The organism is Sinisalibacter lacisalsi, assembly GCF_014640115.1.
In the GTDB taxonomy this organism is placed as follows: Bacteria; Pseudomonadota; Alphaproteobacteria; order Rhodobacterales; family Rhodobacteraceae; genus Sinisalibacter; species Sinisalibacter lacisalsi.
Map to the genome: position 1 here is coordinate 620,328 of NZ_BMGI01000001.1, position 15,233 is coordinate 635,560.

Below are 15,233 nucleotides of genomic sequence, written 5' to 3' on the forward strand. Positions count from 1 at the left end.
TCATGTCGCGCTCTGTATGGAAAGGCCCTTTTGTCGACTCCTACGTCCTCAAGAAGGCCGAAAAATCCCGCGAGTCGGGTCGCAACGAGGTCATCAAGATCTGGTCGCGCCGTTCCACCATTCTGCCGCAGTTCGTCGGCCTCACCTTTGGTGTCTACAATGGCAAGAAGCATATCCCGGTGAACGTCTCCGAGGACATGATCGGCCAGAAGTTCGGTGAATACGCGCCGACGCGCACCTATTACGGCCACGCCGCCGACAAGAAAGCGAAGAGGAAATAAGCCATGGGCAAGGATAAGAATCCCCGCCGCGTGGCGGACAACGAGGCGATGGCGAAACTGCGCATGCTGCGCACCAGCCCGCAGAAGCTCAACCTCGTGGCCGCGATGATCCGTGGCAAGAAGGTCGACAAGGCGCTTTCCGACCTCACCTTCTCGAAGAAGCGCATCGCCCAGGACGTGAAGAAATGCCTTCAGTCCGCGGTGGCCAACGCCGAGAACAACCACAACCTCGACGTCGACGAGCTCGTCGTGGCCGAGGCCTTCGTGGGCAAGAACCTGGTGATGAAGCGCGGCCGTCCGCGGGCGCGTGGCCGCTATGGCCGGATCATGAAGCCGTTCTCGGAACTCACCATCAAGGTGCGTCAAGTTGAGGAGCAAGCCTAATGGGTCATAAAGTCAATCCGATCGGCATGCGCCTTCAGGTCAACCGCACCTGGGACAGCCGCTGGTATGCCGACACCAAGGACTACGGCGATCTCCTGCTCGAAGATCTCAAGATGCGCGATTTCATTCGCGAAGAGGTCAAGCAGGCGGGCGTCAGCCGGGTGATCATCGAGCGTCCGCACAAGAAGTGCCGCGTCACGATCCACACCGCGCGTCCGGGCGTCATCATCGGCAAGAAGGGCGCCGACATCGAGGTGCTTCGCAAGAAGCTCGCCAAGATGACCGACAGCGACCTGCATCTCAACATCGTCGAGGTGCGCAAGCCCGAGCTCGACGCCCAACTGGTGGCCGAGAGCATCGCCCAGCAGCTCGAGCGCCGGGTTTCGTTCCGCCGCGCGATGAAGCGGGCGGCGCAGAACGCCATGCGCATGGGTGCGCTCGGTGTTCGGGTGAACGTCGCCGGCCGTCTCGGCGGTGCCGAGATCGCCCGTACGGAGTGGACGCGCGAGGGCCGGGTGCCTCTGCACACGCTGCGCGCTGACATCGACTATGCGCTTGCCGAGGCCAAGACTGCCTATGGCATCATCGGGATCAAGGTCTGGATCTACAAAGGCGAGATCCTCGAGCATGATCCCTCTGCGCATGATCGCAAGCTCCAGGAACTCCAGGAAGGCCCGGCGCCACGTGGCGCCATGGGCGGCCGCCGGTAAGGAGAGCATAAAATGCTGCAACCGAAGCGCACCAAATTCCGCAAGATGCACAAGGGCCGGATCAAGGGCCAGGCCAAGGGTGGCTCTGATCTGAACTTCGGCACTTTCGGCCTCAAGGCGGTGGAACCCGAGCGCGTGACCGCGCGCCAGATCGAAGCCGCCCGCCGGGCCATGACGCGCCACATGAAGCGTCAGGGCCGGGTCTGGATCCGTATCTTCCCCGACGTCCCGGTGTCGTCGAAGCCGACGGAAGTCCGGATGGGCAAGGGCAAGGGTTCGGTCGATTTCTGGGCCGCCAAGGTCAAGCCCGGCCGGATCATGTTCGAGATCGACGGCGTCAACGAGGAGATCGCCCGCGAGGCGCTCCGCCTCGCTGCGATGAAGCTGCCGATCAAGACCCGGACCGTGATGCGGGAAGACTGGTAAGGACGAAAACGCGCAAGCGTTTTCTGTCCGGCGTGGTGTAGGCAAATCCGCAGGATTTGTCCGGGCCGCGCCCCGTTAGAGACAAGAAAACCCCCGCCGGTCACCCGGCGGGGGTTTTCGTTTGCCCCGACGCGGCACGGGGCTGGTCGCCCCGCACCCGGCTCCAGCGCGCGGTTCCAGTCAAGAACATCGTTGGACCTGCTCCGGCCTTGGGATATTCTCATCACGTGAAACGCATTCTTCTGTTCCTCCGCCTGAATCTGGCATTTCTCCTGGTCCTCAGTGTTGCGGGAAATCTGGCACTTGGGGTGCTCAACTTCGTTTTTCAGCCGATCTGGCGCGCCGCCGCAGTGACGGCCGCGGTTGCAACAAACGAGGTGAAATCGGAGGCCGAAGAACGGCGCGCCGTTGCCAAAGCTCGCACGAAGGAAAAGGCCAAGGCGCGATTGCGTCGTGTGGTGACGGTTCTGCCGTTCGTCGGGCTCGCGGCCGCCGTCGGGTTCGAATACGCGGATTACCAGGCATGGCTCGAGGAAAACCCAGGCGGCGATGCGGAAACGTATGGACGGGAAGTCATGGAGGTTTCGCAAGAGGTCGCCGACGAGGTGCTGGCGGACCTGCCCGAACGCGTCGGACCGGACCGCGAACGGCTCATCGCCGGGTTGGAAAAGTTGATGTCAGGATTCGCGGCCACCGCAGGGGAATAGACGTCACTCCCAGCGATAATTGAAACTCACCGAAATCCGCTCTTCGTCGTCCGCCATGTTCAGCGGCACTTCGTGCCTCAACCAGCTTTCCCACAAGAGCACGTCGCCCACGACCGGTTTGACGTAGACGAAGGTTTGCAGCTCTTCGCGGGCGTCCTTGCGACGCGGCGGGGCGGCCATCATCCGGGCCGAGCGCGGGTCTTCCAGTTTCAGCGCCGAGGCGCCCTCGGGCATCGCCACGTAGGTGGTGCCGGAAATCACCGAATGGGGGTGAATGTGGCTGCCATGGGTGCCGCCTTCCGGCAGGATGTTGATCCAGAGGTCTTCCAGCACCAGCGCGCGGCCGTCGAGATCGAACTCGAGGTCTTCCGCGAAGGCCACCACATGCGCATCGAGCGCCGCTTTCACATCGGCGAACACCGGCGAGCGCCAGGGCAGGTCGGCGAGCGAGGCATAGGAGGTATAGCCCGGGTATCCGTTCTCGGCCGACCAGAGCTGCCCCGCCTCATCATCTTCGGCGATGGCAAGGCACTCGGCTTCGAGCGCGTCGGAGTCGACGGCGGGCCCGTGCTCGGAGAGCGCGGCGCGGTAAAGGCGGGTCACGAAGAGGGATTTGATATCGGCCATGGCGAGGTGATAGCGCAATGCTGGTAACGGCGCGAGTGTCATTTGTTCTCATCTGTCGCCGGGTTCTGGACGCCGCCGCGCGCCCGCGTCCACGCCCTCCGCGAAAACCCGCCCAAGGGGCTTGCTTTCCCGCGTGAACCCGCGTATTGCGCAGCCTTCACACGGACTCCACCGGATTCGGCGTGACCTGTACGTGCGCATTCGCGAGCGGGAAGGGCGCCCCGGTGATGTTGAGAAAGGAAAAGGCGAATGAACGCCAAGGAACTGCGTGACAAGACGCCGGACCAGCTCAAAGAGCAGCTGGCCGAGCTGAAAAAGGAAAGCTTCAACCTGCGTTTCCAGCAAGCCACCGGCGCGCTGGAAAACTCCGCCCGCGTGCGCAAGGTGCGCCGTGACGCGGCACGCGTGAAGACGATCCTGACCGAAAAGGCCGCTGCCGCGGCCGGCGAAGCGTAAGAGGAGGCCTGACAGATGCCCAAACGTATCCTGCAAGGCACCGTGACCTCGGACGCCAACGCCCAGACCGTGACCGTGCGTGTCGAACGCCGCTTCAAGCACCCGCTGCTGAAGAAAACGGTTCGCTCGACCAAGAAATACCGCGCCCACGACGAGAACAACACGTTCAAGGCCGGTGACACGGTGCGCATTCAGGAATGCGCGCCGAAGTCGAAAACCAAGCGCTGGGAGGTGATCACCGCCTGAGGCGGGGGTCACATCCCGGTTTGATCGAAACCATGGGGTCGTTACCCCAAAGGTCAGGAGAAACCACATGATCCAGATGCAGACCAATCTGGATGTCGCTGACAACTCCGGCGCTCGCCGGGTTCAGTGCATCAAGGTCCTGGGTGGTTCCAAGCGTAAATACGCCTCCGTCGGCGACATCATCGTCGTCTCGGTGAAGGAAGCCATCCCGCGTGGCCGGGTGAAGAAGGGCGACGTCCGCAAGGCCGTCGTCGTGCGCACCGCCAAGGAAGTGCGCCGCGAAGACGGCACCGCGATCCGCTTCGATCGCAACGCCGCCGTGATCCTCAACAACAACAACGAGCCGATCGGCACCCGTATCTTCGGGCCGGTGGTTCGTGAGCTGCGTGCGAAGAACTTCATGAAGATCATCTCGCTCGCGCCGGAGGTGCTGTGATGGCCGCGAAACTGAAAAAAGGCGACAAGGTTGTCGTGCTCGCCGGCAAGGACAAGGGCAAGCAGGGTGAAATCTCCCGCGTGATGCCCAAGGACGGCAAGGCGATCGTGGATGGCGTGAACGTCGCCATCCGTCACACCAAGCAAAGCCAGACCAGCCAAGGCGGTCGGGTGCCGAAGGCGATGCCGATCGACATCTCGAACCTGGCGATCCTGGACAAGAACGGCAAACCCAGCCGCGTCGGCTTCCGCATGGATGGCGACAAGAAGGTGCGTTTCGCCAAGACCACGGGAGATGTGATCTGATGCTTGACGCTGCGACCTATACCCCCCGCCTGAAGACGGTCTTCAAGGACGAGATCCGCGCCGCCCTCAAAGAAGAGTTCGGCTACAAGAACGACATGCAGATCCCGCGTCTCGAAAAGATCGTGCTGAACATCGGCTGCGGCACCGAGGCGGTGAAAGACACCAAGAAGGCCAAGTCGGCCCAGGAAGATCTCACCAAGATCGCCGGCCAGCTGGCCGTTGTGACCAAGGCGAAAAAGTCGATCGCCGGCTTCCGCGTTCGCGAAGGCATGCCGCTCGGCGCCAAGGTCACGCTCCGGGGCGACCGGATGTATGAATTCCTCGATCGCCTGATCACCATCGCGATGCCCCGTATCCGCGACTTCCGCGGTATTTCGGGCACCTCCTTCGACGGCCGCGGCAACTATGCCATGGGCATCAAGGAACACATCGTCTTCCCCGAGATCGAATTCGACAAGGTCGATGAAGTCTGGGGCATGGACGTCGTGATCACGACCACCGCGAAGACCGACGCGGAAGCCAAGGCGCTGTTGAAGCACTTCAACATGCCTTTCAACAGCTGATCCGCCGGAGGAACTTGACAGATGGCTAAGAAATCCATGATTGCCCGCGAGGCCAAGCGTCAGAAGCTGGTGGAGCAATACGCCGCCAGGCGCGCCGCGCTCAAAGAGATCATCAACGACCAGGATCGCCCGATGGAGGAGCGCTTCCGCGCCTCTCTGAAGCTGGCGAAACTGCCGCGCAACTCGTCGGCCACGCGGCTGCACAACCGGTGCCAGCTCACCGGCCGTCCGCACGCCTATTATCGCAAACTCAAGATCAGCCGGATCGCGCTGCGCGATCTCGGCTCGCACGGCCAGATCCCGGGCCTGGTGAAATCGAGCTGGTAAGGAGAGAGAGATGAACGATCCTATCGGCGATATGCTCACCCGCATCCGCAACGCGCAACTGCGCGGCAAATCCACCGTCTCGACGCCGGCCTCCAAGCTTCGTGCCTGGGTGCTCGACGTTCTGGCCGACGAGGGCTACATCCGCGGCTACGAAAGTGGCACGGATGTCAACGGTCACCCGACGCTTGAAATCGCGCTCAAGTATTTCGACGGCACCCCGGTGATCCGCGAAGTCAAGCGCGTGTCGAAGCCCGGCCGCCGCGTCTACATGGGCGCCAAGGAGATCCCGCAGGTCCGTCAGGGCCTCGGTGTCTCGATCGTCTCGACGCCGAAGGGCGTGATGTCGGATGCCAACGCTCGCGCTGCCAATGTCGGCGGCGAAGTGCTCTGCACCGTATTCTAAGGAGGGCCAGATGTCTCGTATTGGGAAAAAGCCGGTCCAGCTGCCCTCGGGTGTGACGGCGTCCGTCTCGGGCCAGACCATCGAGGTCAAGGGCCCGAAGGGCACCCGCAGCTTCACCGCCACCGACGATGTCACCATCAAGGTGGAAGAAAACGCCGTGCAGGTTGATCCGCGCGGCTCGTCGAAGCGCGCGCGCCAGCAGTGGGGCATGAGCCGCACCATGGTGCAGAACCTCGTCACCGGTGTGACCGAGGGCTTCAGGAAAGAGCTCGAGATCACCGGTGTGGGTTATCGTGCCCAGATCCAGGGCAACGTGCTCAAGCTGAACCTCGGCTACAGCCACGAAGTCAACTTTGAAACCCCCGAAGGCGTGACGATCACCTCGCCGAAGAACACCGAGATCGTCGTCGAGGGGATCGACCAGCAGCTCGTCGGGCAGGTCGCGGCCAATATCCGCGAATGGCGCGCGCCGGAACCCTACAAGGGCAAGGGCATCCGCTACAAGGACGAGTATATCTTCCGCAAGGAAGGCAAGAAGAAGTAAGGACGCGAAAAATGGCAAACAGCAAACGAGACCTGTTCGTGAAGCGCCGCCTGCGCGTTCGCAACCGGCTGCGGAAGACGAACTCGGGCAAACTGCGCCTCACCGTGCACCGTTCGAACAAGAACATCTCCGCCCAGCTCATCGACGATGTGAACGGCGTGACCGTCGCCGCCGCCTCGTCGCTCGAGAAAGATCTCGGGACGACCGGCAAGAACAACGTGGAGGCTGCCGCCAAGGTGGGCGCCGCGCTGGCCGAGCGCGCCAAGAAGGCGAACGTGGACGAGTGCTATTTCGACCGTGGCGGCTTCCTGTTCCACGGCAAGGTGAAGGCGCTCGCCGAGGCTGCCCGTGAAGGTGGTCTGAAGTTCTGAGAAATGGCGATGCCTTCGGGCGTCGCCGAGACGAAACGAGGGGGGCGCAGGCCGCCCTCCCGATGACCCGGGGGCCCGCGGCTCACTTGGGTTGGCAACAACCGGTGCGATGCGCACCACGACGAAAAGGAATGCCTGATGGCAGAACGTGACAACCGCCGCGGCCCGCGCCGCGACCGTGACGAAACCCCCGAGTTCGCCGATCGCCTGGTCGCGATCAACCGGGTCTCGAAAACCGTGAAGGGCGGCAAGCGTTTCGGCTTTGCTGCGCTCGTCGTGGTGGGCGACCAGAAGGGCCGTGTCGGCTTCGGCAAGGGCAAGGCGAAAGAGGTGCCCGAGGCGATCCGCAAGGCCACCGAGAGCGCCAAGCGTGCGATGATCCGCATTCCGCTCAAGGAAGGCCGCACCCTGCACCACGATATCGAAGGCCGCCACGGCGCTGGCCGCGTGGTGCTGCGCACCGCCCCGGAAGGCACCGGCATCATCGCCGGTGGCCCGATGCGCGCGGTGTTCGAGATGCTCGGCATCAAGGACGTCGTGTCGAAGTCGATCGGGTCGCAGAACCCCTACAACATGATCCGGGCCACGCTCGATGGCCTCAAGAAGGAAGCCAGCCCCCGCTCCGTGGCCCAGCGCCGCGGCAAGAAGGTGGCCGACATCCTGCCCGCCCGCGACGAGGCCCCGGCCGCGTCGAGCCAGGTTGCTGAGGAGGCTTGAGAGACATGGCGAAAACCATCGTTGTCAAACAGATCGGCTCGCCGATCCGCCGCCCCGCCGTCCAGCGTGACACGCTGATCGGCCTCGGGCTCAACAAGATGCACAAGACCCGCGAGCTCGAAGATACCCCCGCCGTCCGCGGCATGGTTGCCAAGATCCCGCACCTCGTCGAGATCATCGAAGAGCGCGGGTAAACGCCGACGCGCGTCGGCGTGAAGCGCGGGCGCGCGCCCGCGATTTGCGAGTGAATTGGAACGCCCCGGTCAGGAATGGCCGGGGCGGCTGTGTGTCTAGGGGTATTGAAAACTGTGCCAACCCTTCCCAGATGGAGAATGTGGAAAACTGAGTTATCACTGAAACGACAGTGAGGGCCAGTCTGACAGGGATAGGAATTGGTATTTGAGATTTTGCCTTGGTTCGGCACAAAAAAATCAATAACGGTAACGCTCTACCGGAACCACACAACTGAGCATGACGTCAACCTGATGAGGTTTCGCCATGCGAACTATAGTCGACCGCTTGATGCGAGCCCATCCTCTGTTGGGAGCGTATCATGCCCATTCTTCAATTTCTCTCGGAACTCTCAAATCTAGTTGCAGCGCTGGCTACTTTGCTGGTCGCTGTAATAATGTATAGGCAAACCCTAGATGACGATGACTGACCTTGCCTTAATCTAGATTCACCTAATTCGGGCGCCAATACCGAACCGGATCGTTTGCGATGCGGTTTGGAACAAGGGGAGGGTGCGCATGAACGCGCACCTTCGACCCTGCGTGATATCGCCCGCGCCGACCCATCGCCTGACAACCGCCAGTCAAGGTGCGCCTTCATCCGCACACTAAACCACCACCGCCCACAACACCCAAGCCGCCATCACGATCACGATCACCGAGCCCACGGTGTAGAACGTCGCCCGCACCTCGTGGCTCTGCTTCGTCGCGTAGGCCAGGGCGTGCGCCGCGCGGGCCAGGACGAAGCCGAACATCAGCACCTGTGCCAGCCAGAGCGGCGGGGCGGTCAGCACGAACAGGAGCCCCGCGATCCAGAACGCGGGGATGTTTTCGAGGTCGTTCCGGTGCATCCGCCGGGAACGGTCGACGTAATCGTTGATCTCCAGTTGTTCGGGGGAGGGCGCGCGGTTCAGAGGGCCCGGCTGGAGGTCTTCGGGGCTGGCGAAGCCGGTCCTGACCTTCATCATGCGGTAAACCGTCATCCAGCCTTGGGCCATCACCTTGAGCACCCCGAGCGCGGCCGCGATCGCGTAGGTGACAAAGACCGGGTTTTCCAGGTTGAGCAGGTCCATCGGTGCACCCCCATGCAGATGGAGCCAAATCGTGGGCCCGATCCGGCCAGCTGTCAACCTCGCGGGCCACTTGATCCCCCCCGCGCAAGCGTCTATACGCCCCCGGTGGCCCTTAACCGGCCCGACTCACACAACCAAGAAACGCCGCGTGTGCCCCGCTTCGCTTCGGGGGCATTTCCGGCCAAGGAGAAGCGATATGAAACTCAACGAACTGCGCGACAATCCCGGCGCAACCAAGAAAGCCAAGCGCGTTGGCCGTGGCCCCGGCTCCGGCACCGGCAAGACCGCCGGACGCGGCATCAAGGGCCAGAAATCCCGTTCGGGCGTGGCCATCGCGGGCTACGAGGGCGGCCAGATGCCGCTCTACATGCGCCTGCCCAAGCGTGGCTTCAACAAGCCCAACCGCAAGAAATTCGCCGTGGTGAACCTCGGGCTGATCCAGAAATTCATCGACGCCAAGAAGCTCGATGCCAAGGCCGAGATCACCGAAGACACGCTGCTGGAAGCCGGCATCATCCGCCGCAAGCTCGACGGCGTGCGCATTCTCGCCAAGGGCGACATCAGCGCCAAGCTCAAGCTCAGCGTCACCGGCGCCTCCAAGTCGGCCATCGAGGCCGTGGAAAAGGCGGGCGGCTCGCTCACCGTGGCGACCCCGGCGGCCGAGTAAGCGCTTGTGGGGGGTCGTCTGGCCCCTTACATGAGCAGATGATTTCCAGCGCCGCCGGGTCGGGGATCGACCTCGGCGGCGCTTGCACGAACAGGGGGCCTCATGGCATCTGCAGCGGAACAAATGGCGTCGAACCTCTCCTGGGGGACGCTTGGCAAAGCCACCGAGTTGCGCCAGCGCATCTTCTTCACCATCGGCCTGCTCATCATCTACAGGGTCGGCACCTATATTCCGGTGCCGGGGATCGACGCGGCGGCGCTGCGCGAATTCATGTCGGATGCGCAGGCCGGGATCGGTGGTATCCTGTCGATGTTCACCGGTGGTGCGTTGGGGCGCATGGGCGTCTTCGCGCTCGGCATCATGCCCTATATCTCGGCCTCGATCATCGTCCAGCTCGTCGCCACGATGTACGAACCGTGGAAACAGCTGCGCAAGGAAGGCGAGCAGGGCCGGCGCAAGATCAACCAGTATACCCGCTATGGCACCGTGGTGCTCGCCACCGGCCAGGCCTTCGCGCTGGCCAATTCGCTGCAGGCGGGCGACCTGGCGACCAGCCCGGGGATGTTCTTCATCGCCTCCGCCGTCATTACGCTGGTGGGCGGAACCATGTTCCTGATGTGGCTCGGTGAGCAGATCACCGCGCGCGGTATCGGCAACGGCATCTCGCTGATCATTTTCGTCGGCATCGTCGCCGAGATCCCGGCCGCCGCGGCGCAGTTCCTCAGCCAGGGGCGTTCGGGCGCCATCAGCCCGGTGGTCATCATCGCCGTCCTGCTGATGGTGGTGGCGGTGATCGGTTTCGTCGTGTTCATGGAACGCGCGCTGCGCAAGATCCACATCCAGTATCCGCGTCGCCAGGTGGGGATGAAGGTCTATGACGGCGGTTCCTCGCACCTGCCGATCAAGGTCAACCCCGCGGGCGTGATCCCGGCGATCTTCGCCTCCGCGCTGCTGCTTCTGCCGACCACGGTCTCGACCTTCAACACCGGCCAGCAGGGCCCGGTGATGTCGACGCTGATGGCCTATTTTGGCCCAGGTCAGCCGCTCTACCTGTTGTTCTACGCCGGCATGATCATCTTCTTCACCTTCTTCTACGCCCGCGAAGTGAGCTTCAAGGTCGACGAAGTGGCAGACAACCTCAAGAACCAGAACGGCTTCGTGCCCGGCATCCGCCCCGGCGCCAAGACGGCCGAATACCTCGATTACGTGCTCGTGCGCATCCTGACGCTGGGCTCGATCTACCTCGCCGCCGTCTGCCTTCTGCCCGAAGTTCTGCGGTCGCAATGGTCCATCCCGTTCTACTTCGGCGGCACCTCGGTGCTTATCGTCGTCTCGGTGACGATGGACACGATCAACCAGGTTCAGTCGCACCTGCTCGCCTACCAGTATGAGGGCCTGATCGAGAAATCGCAGCTTCGCGGCAAGCGCAGCAAAAACAAGACGGCAAGGAAGGGACCGGCGCGTCGATGAATATCATTCTTCTGGGACCGCCCGGCGCGGGGAAGGGCACGCAAGCCCGCAAGCTCGTGGAAGAGCGCAACATGATCCAGCTTTCCACCGGTGACATGCTGCGCGAAGCACGCTCCTCGGGCACCGAAATGGGCAACAAAGTTGCCGCGATCATGGACGCGGGCCAGCTCGTGACCGACGAGATCGTGATCGGCCTGATCGAGGAAAAGCTCGAGGGCGACCACGGCGGCGGCTTCATCTTCGATGGCTTCCCGCGCACATTGGCCCAGGCCGACGCGCTCGGGGACTTGTTGCAGCGCCACGGCACCAAGCTCGACGCGGTGATCGAGATGCAGGTCGACGACGAGGCGCTGGTTCAACGGATCACGGCGCGCTCGACCTGCGCCGATTGCGGCGAAGTGTATAACGACAACACCAAGCCGATCCCGGCCGACGGCAAGTGCGCCAATTGCGGCGGGACCGAGTTCAAGCGCCGCGCGGACGACAACGAGGAGAGCCTGCGCACCCGGCTGATGGAGTATTACAAGAAGACCTCGCCGCTGATCGGCTACTATTATGCCAAGGGCGATCTGAAGCCGGTCAACGGCCTGGGCGAGATCGACGAGGTGGCGGCCGAGATCGCAGGCGTGCTGGGCTGAACCGGTGCCTTGGCGCCGACGTCGGCGCCAGCGCCCCTCGCCCCTTGACGCCACCGGCAATCCCTCGTAAAGCACCGCATCCCGCAAGGGAATCGGCGCTGTCCGGGGTCGCGCCCCGAGCCGCACCAGATCATAGTTTCAGCTGCGGCCCGCAGGGATGACCCCGGCGGGCTTACGTTGTGAAAAAAGGACCTGGGGTTACGGGTCCGCAACGAAAGGAAGACAGACTTGGCACGTATCGCCGGCGTGAACATCCCGACGCACAAGCGCGTCCCGATCGCCCTTACCTACATCACCGGAATTGGTCAGAGCTCCGCGAAACAGATCTGCGAAGCCGTGAATATCGACACCTCCCGCCGCGTCAACGAACTCAGCGACGCCGAGGTGCTTGCCATCCGTGAACATATCGACGCGAACTTCCTCGTGGAAGGCGACCTGCGTCGCGAAGTGCAGATGAACATCAAGCGTCTGATGGACCTTGGCTGCTACCGTGGCCTGCGCCATCGCCGCAACCTCCCCGTGCGCGGGCAGCGCACCCACACCAATGCGCGCACGCGCAAAGGTCCGGCGAAAGCGATCGCCGGCAAGAAGAAATAAGGGGAGGCAAGAAACATGGCACGTGATAAACGCGCACCCAAGCGCAAGGAACGCAAGAACATCGCCGCTGGTGTGGCGCATGTGAACTCCTCGTTCAACAACACCAAGATCCTGATCTCCGACGTGCAGGGCAACGCGATTGCCTGGTCGTCGGCGGGCACGATGGGCTTCAAGGGCTCGCGCAAGTCGACTCCTTACGCCGCCCAGATGGCTGCCGAAGATGCCGGCCGCAAGGCTCAGGAGCATGGGGTGAAGACCATCGAGGTCGAGGTTCAGGGCCCCGGTTCGGGCCGGGAATCGGCGCTGCGCGCGCTCGCCGCGGTGGGGTTCAACATCACCTCGATCCGCGACGTGACCCCGATCGCTCACAACGGCTGCCGCCCGCCGAAGCGCCGCCGGGTGTAAACAATTCTATCGCTCGGGCCCCGGGATTCCCGCGGCCCGAGTCCGTCATTTTGAACCTCGGGCGTCCTGCCTTTTGGACATGGAGGCAGGACTGGTATGGAGGGACGCATGATCCACAAAAACTGGGCTGAATTGATCAAGCCGACACAGCTTGACGTTAAACCGGGCAATGACCCGGCGCGTCAGGCCACCGTGACGGCCGAACCGCTGGAGCGTGGCTTCGGCCTGACGCTGGGCAACGCGCTGCGGCGTGTTCTGATGTCGAGCCTGCAGGGCGCGGCGTTCACCTCCGTGCAGATCGACAACGTGCTGCACGAGTTTTCCTCCGTTGCCGGTGTGCGCGAGGACGTGACCGATATCGTGCTGAACCTCAAGGGCGTGGCGATCCGCATGGAAGTCGAGGGGCCGAAGCGCCTTTCGATCTCGGCAAAGGGGCCGATGGTGGTGACCGCGGGCGATGTGTCGGAGAGCGCGGGGATCGAGATCCTCAACAAGGATCACGTGATCTGTCACCTCGACGACGGCGCCGACCTGTTCATGGAACTGACCGTGAATACCGGGAAGGGCTACGTCTCGGCCGACAAGAACCGCCCCGAGGATGCGCCCATCGGGCTGATCCCGATCGACGCGATCTATTCGCCGGTCAAGCGCGTGTCGTATGAAGTGCAGCCCACCCGCGAGGGCCAGGTGCTCGACTACGACAAGCTGACGATGAAGGTCGATACCGACGGTTCGATCACTCCCGACGATGCCGTCGCCTACGCCGCGCGCATCCTGCAGGACCAGCTTTCGATCTTCGTGAACTTCGAGGAGCCGGAATCGGCAGGCCGCGAAGCCGAGGATGACGGGCTCGAGTTCAACCCGCTGCTGCTCAAGAAGGTCGACGAGCTGGAGCTCTCGGTGCGGTCGGCGAACTGCCTCAAGAACGACAACATCGTCTACATCGGCGACCTGATCCAGAAGACCGAAGCCGAGATGCTGCGCACCCCGAACTTCGGCCGCAAGTCGCTCAACGAGATCAAGGAAGTGCTCTCGGGCATGGGTCTGCACCTCGGCATGGATGTCGAGGAATGGCCGCCGGAGAACATCGAAGACCTGGCCAAGAAGTTCGAAGACCAGTTCTGAAAGACTGCCGGGCTCGGGCCCGGCCTACGGTAGGGCGGGCTGGAACCCGCCTTCCGCAATACCCGGGCAATCCCGCCCCAAGGAGAGTGGCCCACACGCATCGGCCGCCAGACAAAGCAAAACGAAGACCAAGGAGATAAAACATGCGTCACGCGAAAGGCTACCGTCGCCTCAACCGCACCCATGAGCACCGCAAGGCCCTGTTCGCCAACATGGCCGGCTCGCTGATCGAACACGAGCAGATCAAGACGACCTTGCCGAAAGCCAAGGAACTCAAGCGCGTGCTCGACAAGCTGATCACGCTCGGCAAGCGCGGCGATCTGCACGCCCGGCGTCAGGCCGCGGCCCAGCTCAAGCAGGATGCCCACGTCGCCAAGCTCTTCGAAGTGCTCGGCCCGCGCTACGCCGAGCGCAACGGCGGCTACACCCGCGTGCTCAAGGCCGGGTTCCGCTACGGCGACATGGCGCCGATGGCGATCATCGAGCTGGTGGACCGCGACGAGAGCGCCAAGGGCGCGGGCGACAAGGCGCGCGTTGCCGCCGAGGAAGAGGCCGCCTTCAGCCAGGACTGAGCCTCGGCCAGACCGGTTAAACAAAGGCCCTGCGCTCGTCGGCGCAGGGTTTTTTGTTGCCCGCATCGGCGTCTGTCCGCCGCGTGCAAGCTTTCTTTTGCCTTGACCGGCCCAGTCGTGGCAAGATGGGTTGAAAAAGCCGCGAAATACAATCTAAAGTTGTATATGGTCCTGTTTGCCGCGCTGGAGCCGTCCGGCACCCGGGCAGGAAGTGAAGGACGCGCATGATCGACACGCTCGGATTGGATCGGAGCCTGGCCAAGCTTTCCGACCTCGCACCCAAGGGCTATGCGCTCGGGCTGCATATCCGGTTCGCCTCGGCGCACCTGATGATCCAGACCTATGATCCGCGCTGGACGGAGATCTACACCGAGCGCGGTTACATGCTCGCCGATCCGACGGTGTTCTGGGGCTTCGGCAACGATGGCGCGATCCGCTGGTCGCAGGTCAATCTGCCTGATCCGCACGACATTCTCGGGCAGGCCCGCAGCCATGGCCTGAAATACGGCCTGGTCGTGGCCTATGGCCCGACCTCGTCGCGCACGATCGGGGGGTTCGCCCGCGACGACCGGGAATACAGCGACGATGAAATCGACCGGATCGTGGAGATCGTCGAAAAGCTGCACGTCGCTTCCGAGCCGCCCGAGCAACTCACCTCGGCGCAGCGCATGGCTCTGCGCCTGATCGCTCGCGGCAATCGTCATGCCGAGGCCGCGGCCCTGCTGGGGATTTCCGAATCCGCCCTGAAGGCGCGGCTGCGCTCCGCGCGCGACCGTTTGTTCGTGCGCACCACGGCGGAAGCGATCCAGCGCGCCCAGGAATACAAGTTGCTGTGAGCCCGGATCGCCGGTGCGATCCGGCCCGGGCGGGGGGCTCTGCCCCCCGCACCCCCCGAGGTATTTGGGCCAGGATGAAGGGGCGGGGATTCGGGCTGGCGACCGGGCTCCGGCAGG

26 protein-coding genes are annotated in these 15,233 nt (G+C 63.2%); 24 read left to right on the top strand and 2 right to left on the bottom strand.

The features are described 5' to 3' along the window. Positions 1-2: 2 nt before the first annotated feature. The 5 genes from rpsS to IEW01_RS03095 all read left to right on the top strand — a co-directional run bounded on the left by rpsS (position 3) and on the right by IEW01_RS03095 (position 2,508). Positions 3-281: a 30S ribosomal protein S19 gene (gene rpsS, locus IEW01_RS03075; RefSeq protein ID WP_188526119.1), complete on the top strand. Its 279-nt coding sequence runs from the start codon at positions 3-5 to the stop codon at positions 279-281. 3 nt (positions 282-284) lie between these two features. Then, a complete protein-coding gene (rplV, locus tag IEW01_RS03080) occupies positions 285-665 on the top strand; it encodes a 50S ribosomal protein L22 (RefSeq protein ID WP_188526120.1) in 381 nt (126 codons plus the stop codon). Next, entirely contained in the window at positions 665-1,375 is a 711-nt protein-coding gene (gene rpsC / locus IEW01_RS03085) for a 30S ribosomal protein S3 (RefSeq protein ID WP_188526121.1), read from the top strand. The genes rplV and rpsC overlap by 1 nt, the downstream gene beginning before the upstream one ends. Positions 1,376-1,387: 12 nt before the next feature. Then, the gene (gene rplP / locus IEW01_RS03090; protein WP_188526122.1) at positions 1,388-1,801 is read left to right on the top strand and encodes a 50S ribosomal protein L16; all 414 of its coding nucleotides are present in this window, start codon (positions 1,388-1,390) and stop codon (positions 1,799-1,801) included. Positions 1,802-2,028: 227 nt separating this feature from the next. Continuing rightward, positions 2,029-2,508, top strand: a complete 480-nt coding sequence (locus IEW01_RS03095) for a hypothetical protein (protein WP_188526123.1) — start codon at positions 2,029-2,031, stop codon at positions 2,506-2,508. Positions 2,509-2,511: 3 nt separating this feature from the next. Here the strand turns inward: IEW01_RS03095 and IEW01_RS03100 are convergent, their stop codons facing one another. Then, positions 2,512-3,135 carry a TIGR02466 family protein gene (locus tag IEW01_RS03100; RefSeq protein WP_188526662.1) on the bottom strand — a complete coding sequence of 208 codons (624 nt, stop codon included), beginning with the start codon at positions 3,133-3,135 and terminating at the stop codon, positions 2,512-2,514. Positions 3,136-3,384: 249 nt separating this feature from the next. Here IEW01_RS03100 and rpmC point away from each other — a divergent pair, with 249 nt between their 5' ends. The 11 genes from rpmC (at position 3,385) to rpmD (ending at position 7,697) form a co-directional block, all read left to right on the top strand. Next, positions 3,385-3,591 carry a 50S ribosomal protein L29 gene (rpmC, locus tag IEW01_RS03105; RefSeq protein WP_188526124.1) on the top strand — a complete coding sequence of 69 codons (207 nt, stop codon included), beginning with the start codon at positions 3,385-3,387 and terminating at the stop codon, positions 3,589-3,591. Positions 3,592-3,606: 15 nt separating this feature from the next. Continuing rightward, complete coding sequence (rpsQ, locus tag IEW01_RS03110) at positions 3,607-3,837, top strand: 30S ribosomal protein S17 (protein ID WP_188526125.1); 231 nt, start codon at positions 3,607-3,609, stop codon at positions 3,835-3,837. Positions 3,838-3,904: 67 nt separating this feature from the next. Beyond that, positions 3,905-4,273, top strand: coding sequence for a 50S ribosomal protein L14 (gene rplN, locus IEW01_RS03115; protein ID WP_011567679.1), 369 nt, complete (start codon positions 3,905-3,907; stop codon positions 4,271-4,273). Further along, positions 4,273-4,578, top strand: a complete 306-nt coding sequence (gene rplX / locus IEW01_RS03120; protein ID WP_188526126.1) for a 50S ribosomal protein L24 — start codon at positions 4,273-4,275, stop codon at positions 4,576-4,578. Before rplN ends, rplX begins: the two co-directional genes overlap by 1 nt. Next, positions 4,578-5,141, top strand: coding sequence for a 50S ribosomal protein L5 (gene rplE, locus IEW01_RS03125; protein ID WP_188526127.1), 564 nt, complete (start codon positions 4,578-4,580; stop codon positions 5,139-5,141). The genes rplX and rplE overlap by 1 nt, the downstream gene beginning before the upstream one ends. A gap of 21 nt (positions 5,142-5,162) precedes the next feature. Next, on the top strand, positions 5,163-5,468 hold the full coding sequence (gene rpsN / locus IEW01_RS03130) for a 30S ribosomal protein S14 (RefSeq protein ID WP_188526128.1): 306 nt from the start codon (positions 5,163-5,165) through the stop codon (positions 5,466-5,468). A 10-nt stretch (positions 5,469-5,478) separates the two neighbouring features. Next, positions 5,479-5,871: a 30S ribosomal protein S8 gene (gene rpsH / locus IEW01_RS03135; protein ID WP_188526129.1), complete on the top strand. Its 393-nt coding sequence runs from the start codon at positions 5,479-5,481 to the stop codon at positions 5,869-5,871. A 10-nt stretch (positions 5,872-5,881) separates the two neighbouring features. Continuing rightward, the gene (gene rplF / locus IEW01_RS03140; RefSeq protein ID WP_188526130.1) at positions 5,882-6,415 is read left to right on the top strand and encodes a 50S ribosomal protein L6; all 534 of its coding nucleotides are present in this window, start codon (positions 5,882-5,884) and stop codon (positions 6,413-6,415) included. An 11-nt stretch (positions 6,416-6,426) separates the two neighbouring features. Next, a complete protein-coding gene (rplR, locus tag IEW01_RS03145; protein WP_188526131.1) occupies positions 6,427-6,786 on the top strand; it encodes a 50S ribosomal protein L18 in 360 nt (119 codons plus the stop codon). A gap of 138 nt (positions 6,787-6,924) precedes the next feature. Further along, complete coding sequence (rpsE, locus tag IEW01_RS03150) at positions 6,925-7,503, top strand: 30S ribosomal protein S5 (RefSeq protein WP_188526132.1); 579 nt, start codon at positions 6,925-6,927, stop codon at positions 7,501-7,503. 5 nt (positions 7,504-7,508) lie between these two features. Further along, entirely contained in the window at positions 7,509-7,697 is a 189-nt protein-coding gene (gene rpmD / locus IEW01_RS03155; protein WP_188526133.1) for a 50S ribosomal protein L30, read from the top strand. A 644-nt stretch (positions 7,698-8,341) separates the two neighbouring features. Here the strand turns inward: rpmD and IEW01_RS03160 are convergent. Further along, positions 8,342-8,806, bottom strand: a complete 465-nt coding sequence (locus IEW01_RS03160; protein WP_188526134.1) for an MAPEG family protein — start codon at positions 8,804-8,806, stop codon at positions 8,342-8,344. A gap of 196 nt (positions 8,807-9,002) precedes the next feature. Here IEW01_RS03160 and rplO point away from each other — a divergent pair, with 196 nt between their 5' ends. From rplO to IEW01_RS03200, 8 genes are all read left to right on the top strand, one after another. Next, entirely contained in the window at positions 9,003-9,473 is a 471-nt protein-coding gene (gene rplO / locus IEW01_RS03165) for a 50S ribosomal protein L15 (protein WP_188526135.1), read from the top strand. 102 nt (positions 9,474-9,575) lie between these two features. Continuing rightward, a complete protein-coding gene (gene secY, locus IEW01_RS03170) occupies positions 9,576-10,943 on the top strand; it encodes a preprotein translocase subunit SecY (protein ID WP_188526136.1) in 1,368 nt (455 codons plus the stop codon). Next, positions 10,940-11,581: an adenylate kinase gene (locus IEW01_RS03175; protein ID WP_188526137.1), complete on the top strand. Its 642-nt coding sequence runs from the start codon at positions 10,940-10,942 to the stop codon at positions 11,579-11,581. Before secY ends, IEW01_RS03175 begins: the two co-directional genes overlap by 4 nt. A 228-nt stretch (positions 11,582-11,809) precedes the next feature. Continuing rightward, positions 11,810-12,178 carry a 30S ribosomal protein S13 gene (gene rpsM / locus IEW01_RS03180; RefSeq protein ID WP_188526138.1) on the top strand — a complete coding sequence of 123 codons (369 nt, stop codon included), beginning with the start codon at positions 11,810-11,812 and terminating at the stop codon, positions 12,176-12,178. A gap of 15 nt (positions 12,179-12,193) precedes the next feature. Then, positions 12,194-12,583 (top strand): 30S ribosomal protein S11, encoded by a 390-nt coding sequence (rpsK, locus tag IEW01_RS03185; protein ID WP_188526139.1) that lies wholly within the window; start codon positions 12,194-12,196, stop codon positions 12,581-12,583. 108 nt (positions 12,584-12,691) lie between these two features. After that, the gene (locus IEW01_RS03190) at positions 12,692-13,708 is read left to right on the top strand and encodes a DNA-directed RNA polymerase subunit alpha (protein ID WP_188526140.1); all 1,017 of its coding nucleotides are present in this window, start codon (positions 12,692-12,694) and stop codon (positions 13,706-13,708) included. A 143-nt stretch (positions 13,709-13,851) separates the two neighbouring features. Next, positions 13,852-14,280 (top strand): 50S ribosomal protein L17, encoded by a 429-nt coding sequence (rplQ, locus tag IEW01_RS03195; protein ID WP_188526141.1) that lies wholly within the window; start codon positions 13,852-13,854, stop codon positions 14,278-14,280. A 224-nt stretch (positions 14,281-14,504) separates the two neighbouring features. Next, positions 14,505-15,116: an autoinducer binding domain-containing protein gene (locus IEW01_RS03200; RefSeq protein WP_188526142.1), complete on the top strand. Its 612-nt coding sequence runs from the start codon at positions 14,505-14,507 to the stop codon at positions 15,114-15,116. Positions 15,117-15,233 lie beyond the last annotated feature (117 nt).

What these genes read in the sequence shown, in the direction of transcription:
- rpsK (WP_188526139.1), top strand. Translation starts at nt 12,194, where the DNA reads ATGGCACGTGATAAACGCGCACCCAAGCGCAAGGAACGCAAGAACATC.
- rplR (WP_188526131.1), top strand. Translation starts at nt 6,427, where the DNA reads ATGGCAAACAGCAAACGAGACCTGTTCGTGAAGCGCCGCCTGCGCGTT.
- IEW01_RS03175 (WP_188526137.1), top strand. Translation starts at nt 10,940, where the DNA reads ATGAATATCATTCTTCTGGGACCGCCCGGCGCGGGGAAGGGCACGCAA.
- rplE (WP_188526127.1), top strand. Translation starts at nt 4,578, where the DNA reads ATGCTTGACGCTGCGACCTATACCCCCCGCCTGAAGACGGTCTTCAAG.
- rpsQ (WP_188526125.1), top strand. Translation starts at nt 3,607, where the DNA reads ATGCCCAAACGTATCCTGCAAGGCACCGTGACCTCGGACGCCAACGCC.
- rpsN (WP_188526128.1), top strand. Translation starts at nt 5,163, where the DNA reads ATGGCTAAGAAATCCATGATTGCCCGCGAGGCCAAGCGTCAGAAGCTG.
- IEW01_RS03100 (WP_188526662.1), bottom strand. Translation starts at nt 3,135, where the DNA reads ATGGCCGATATCAAATCCCTCTTCGTGACCCGCCTTTACCGCGCCGCG.
- IEW01_RS03160 (WP_188526134.1), bottom strand. Translation starts at nt 8,806, where the DNA reads ATGGACCTGCTCAACCTGGAAAACCCGGTCTTTGTCACCTACGCGATC.
- IEW01_RS03200 (WP_188526142.1), top strand. Translation starts at nt 14,505, where the DNA reads ATGATCGACACGCTCGGATTGGATCGGAGCCTGGCCAAGCTTTCCGAC.
- IEW01_RS03190 (WP_188526140.1), top strand. Translation starts at nt 12,692, where the DNA reads ATGATCCACAAAAACTGGGCTGAATTGATCAAGCCGACACAGCTTGAC.
- secY (WP_188526136.1), top strand. Translation starts at nt 9,576, where the DNA reads ATGGCATCTGCAGCGGAACAAATGGCGTCGAACCTCTCCTGGGGGACG.
- rpsH (WP_188526129.1), top strand. Translation starts at nt 5,479, where the DNA reads ATGAACGATCCTATCGGCGATATGCTCACCCGCATCCGCAACGCGCAA.
- rpmD (WP_188526133.1), top strand. Translation starts at nt 7,509, where the DNA reads ATGGCGAAAACCATCGTTGTCAAACAGATCGGCTCGCCGATCCGCCGC.
- rpmC (WP_188526124.1), top strand. Translation starts at nt 3,385, where the DNA reads ATGAACGCCAAGGAACTGCGTGACAAGACGCCGGACCAGCTCAAAGAG.
- rpsC (WP_188526121.1), top strand. Translation starts at nt 665, where the DNA reads ATGGGTCATAAAGTCAATCCGATCGGCATGCGCCTTCAGGTCAACCGC.
- rplV (WP_188526120.1), top strand. Translation starts at nt 285, where the DNA reads ATGGGCAAGGATAAGAATCCCCGCCGCGTGGCGGACAACGAGGCGATG.
- rplF (WP_188526130.1), top strand. Translation starts at nt 5,882, where the DNA reads ATGTCTCGTATTGGGAAAAAGCCGGTCCAGCTGCCCTCGGGTGTGACG.
- rplO (WP_188526135.1), top strand. Translation starts at nt 9,003, where the DNA reads ATGAAACTCAACGAACTGCGCGACAATCCCGGCGCAACCAAGAAAGCC.
- rplP (WP_188526122.1), top strand. Translation starts at nt 1,388, where the DNA reads ATGCTGCAACCGAAGCGCACCAAATTCCGCAAGATGCACAAGGGCCGG.
- rpsS (WP_188526119.1), top strand. Translation starts at nt 3, where the DNA reads ATGTCGCGCTCTGTATGGAAAGGCCCTTTTGTCGACTCCTACGTCCTC.
- rplX (WP_188526126.1), top strand. Translation starts at nt 4,273, where the DNA reads ATGGCCGCGAAACTGAAAAAAGGCGACAAGGTTGTCGTGCTCGCCGGC.
- rpsE (WP_188526132.1), top strand. Translation starts at nt 6,925, where the DNA reads ATGGCAGAACGTGACAACCGCCGCGGCCCGCGCCGCGACCGTGACGAA.
- rplQ (WP_188526141.1), top strand. Translation starts at nt 13,852, where the DNA reads ATGCGTCACGCGAAAGGCTACCGTCGCCTCAACCGCACCCATGAGCAC.
- rplN (WP_011567679.1), top strand. Translation starts at nt 3,905, where the DNA reads ATGATCCAGATGCAGACCAATCTGGATGTCGCTGACAACTCCGGCGCT.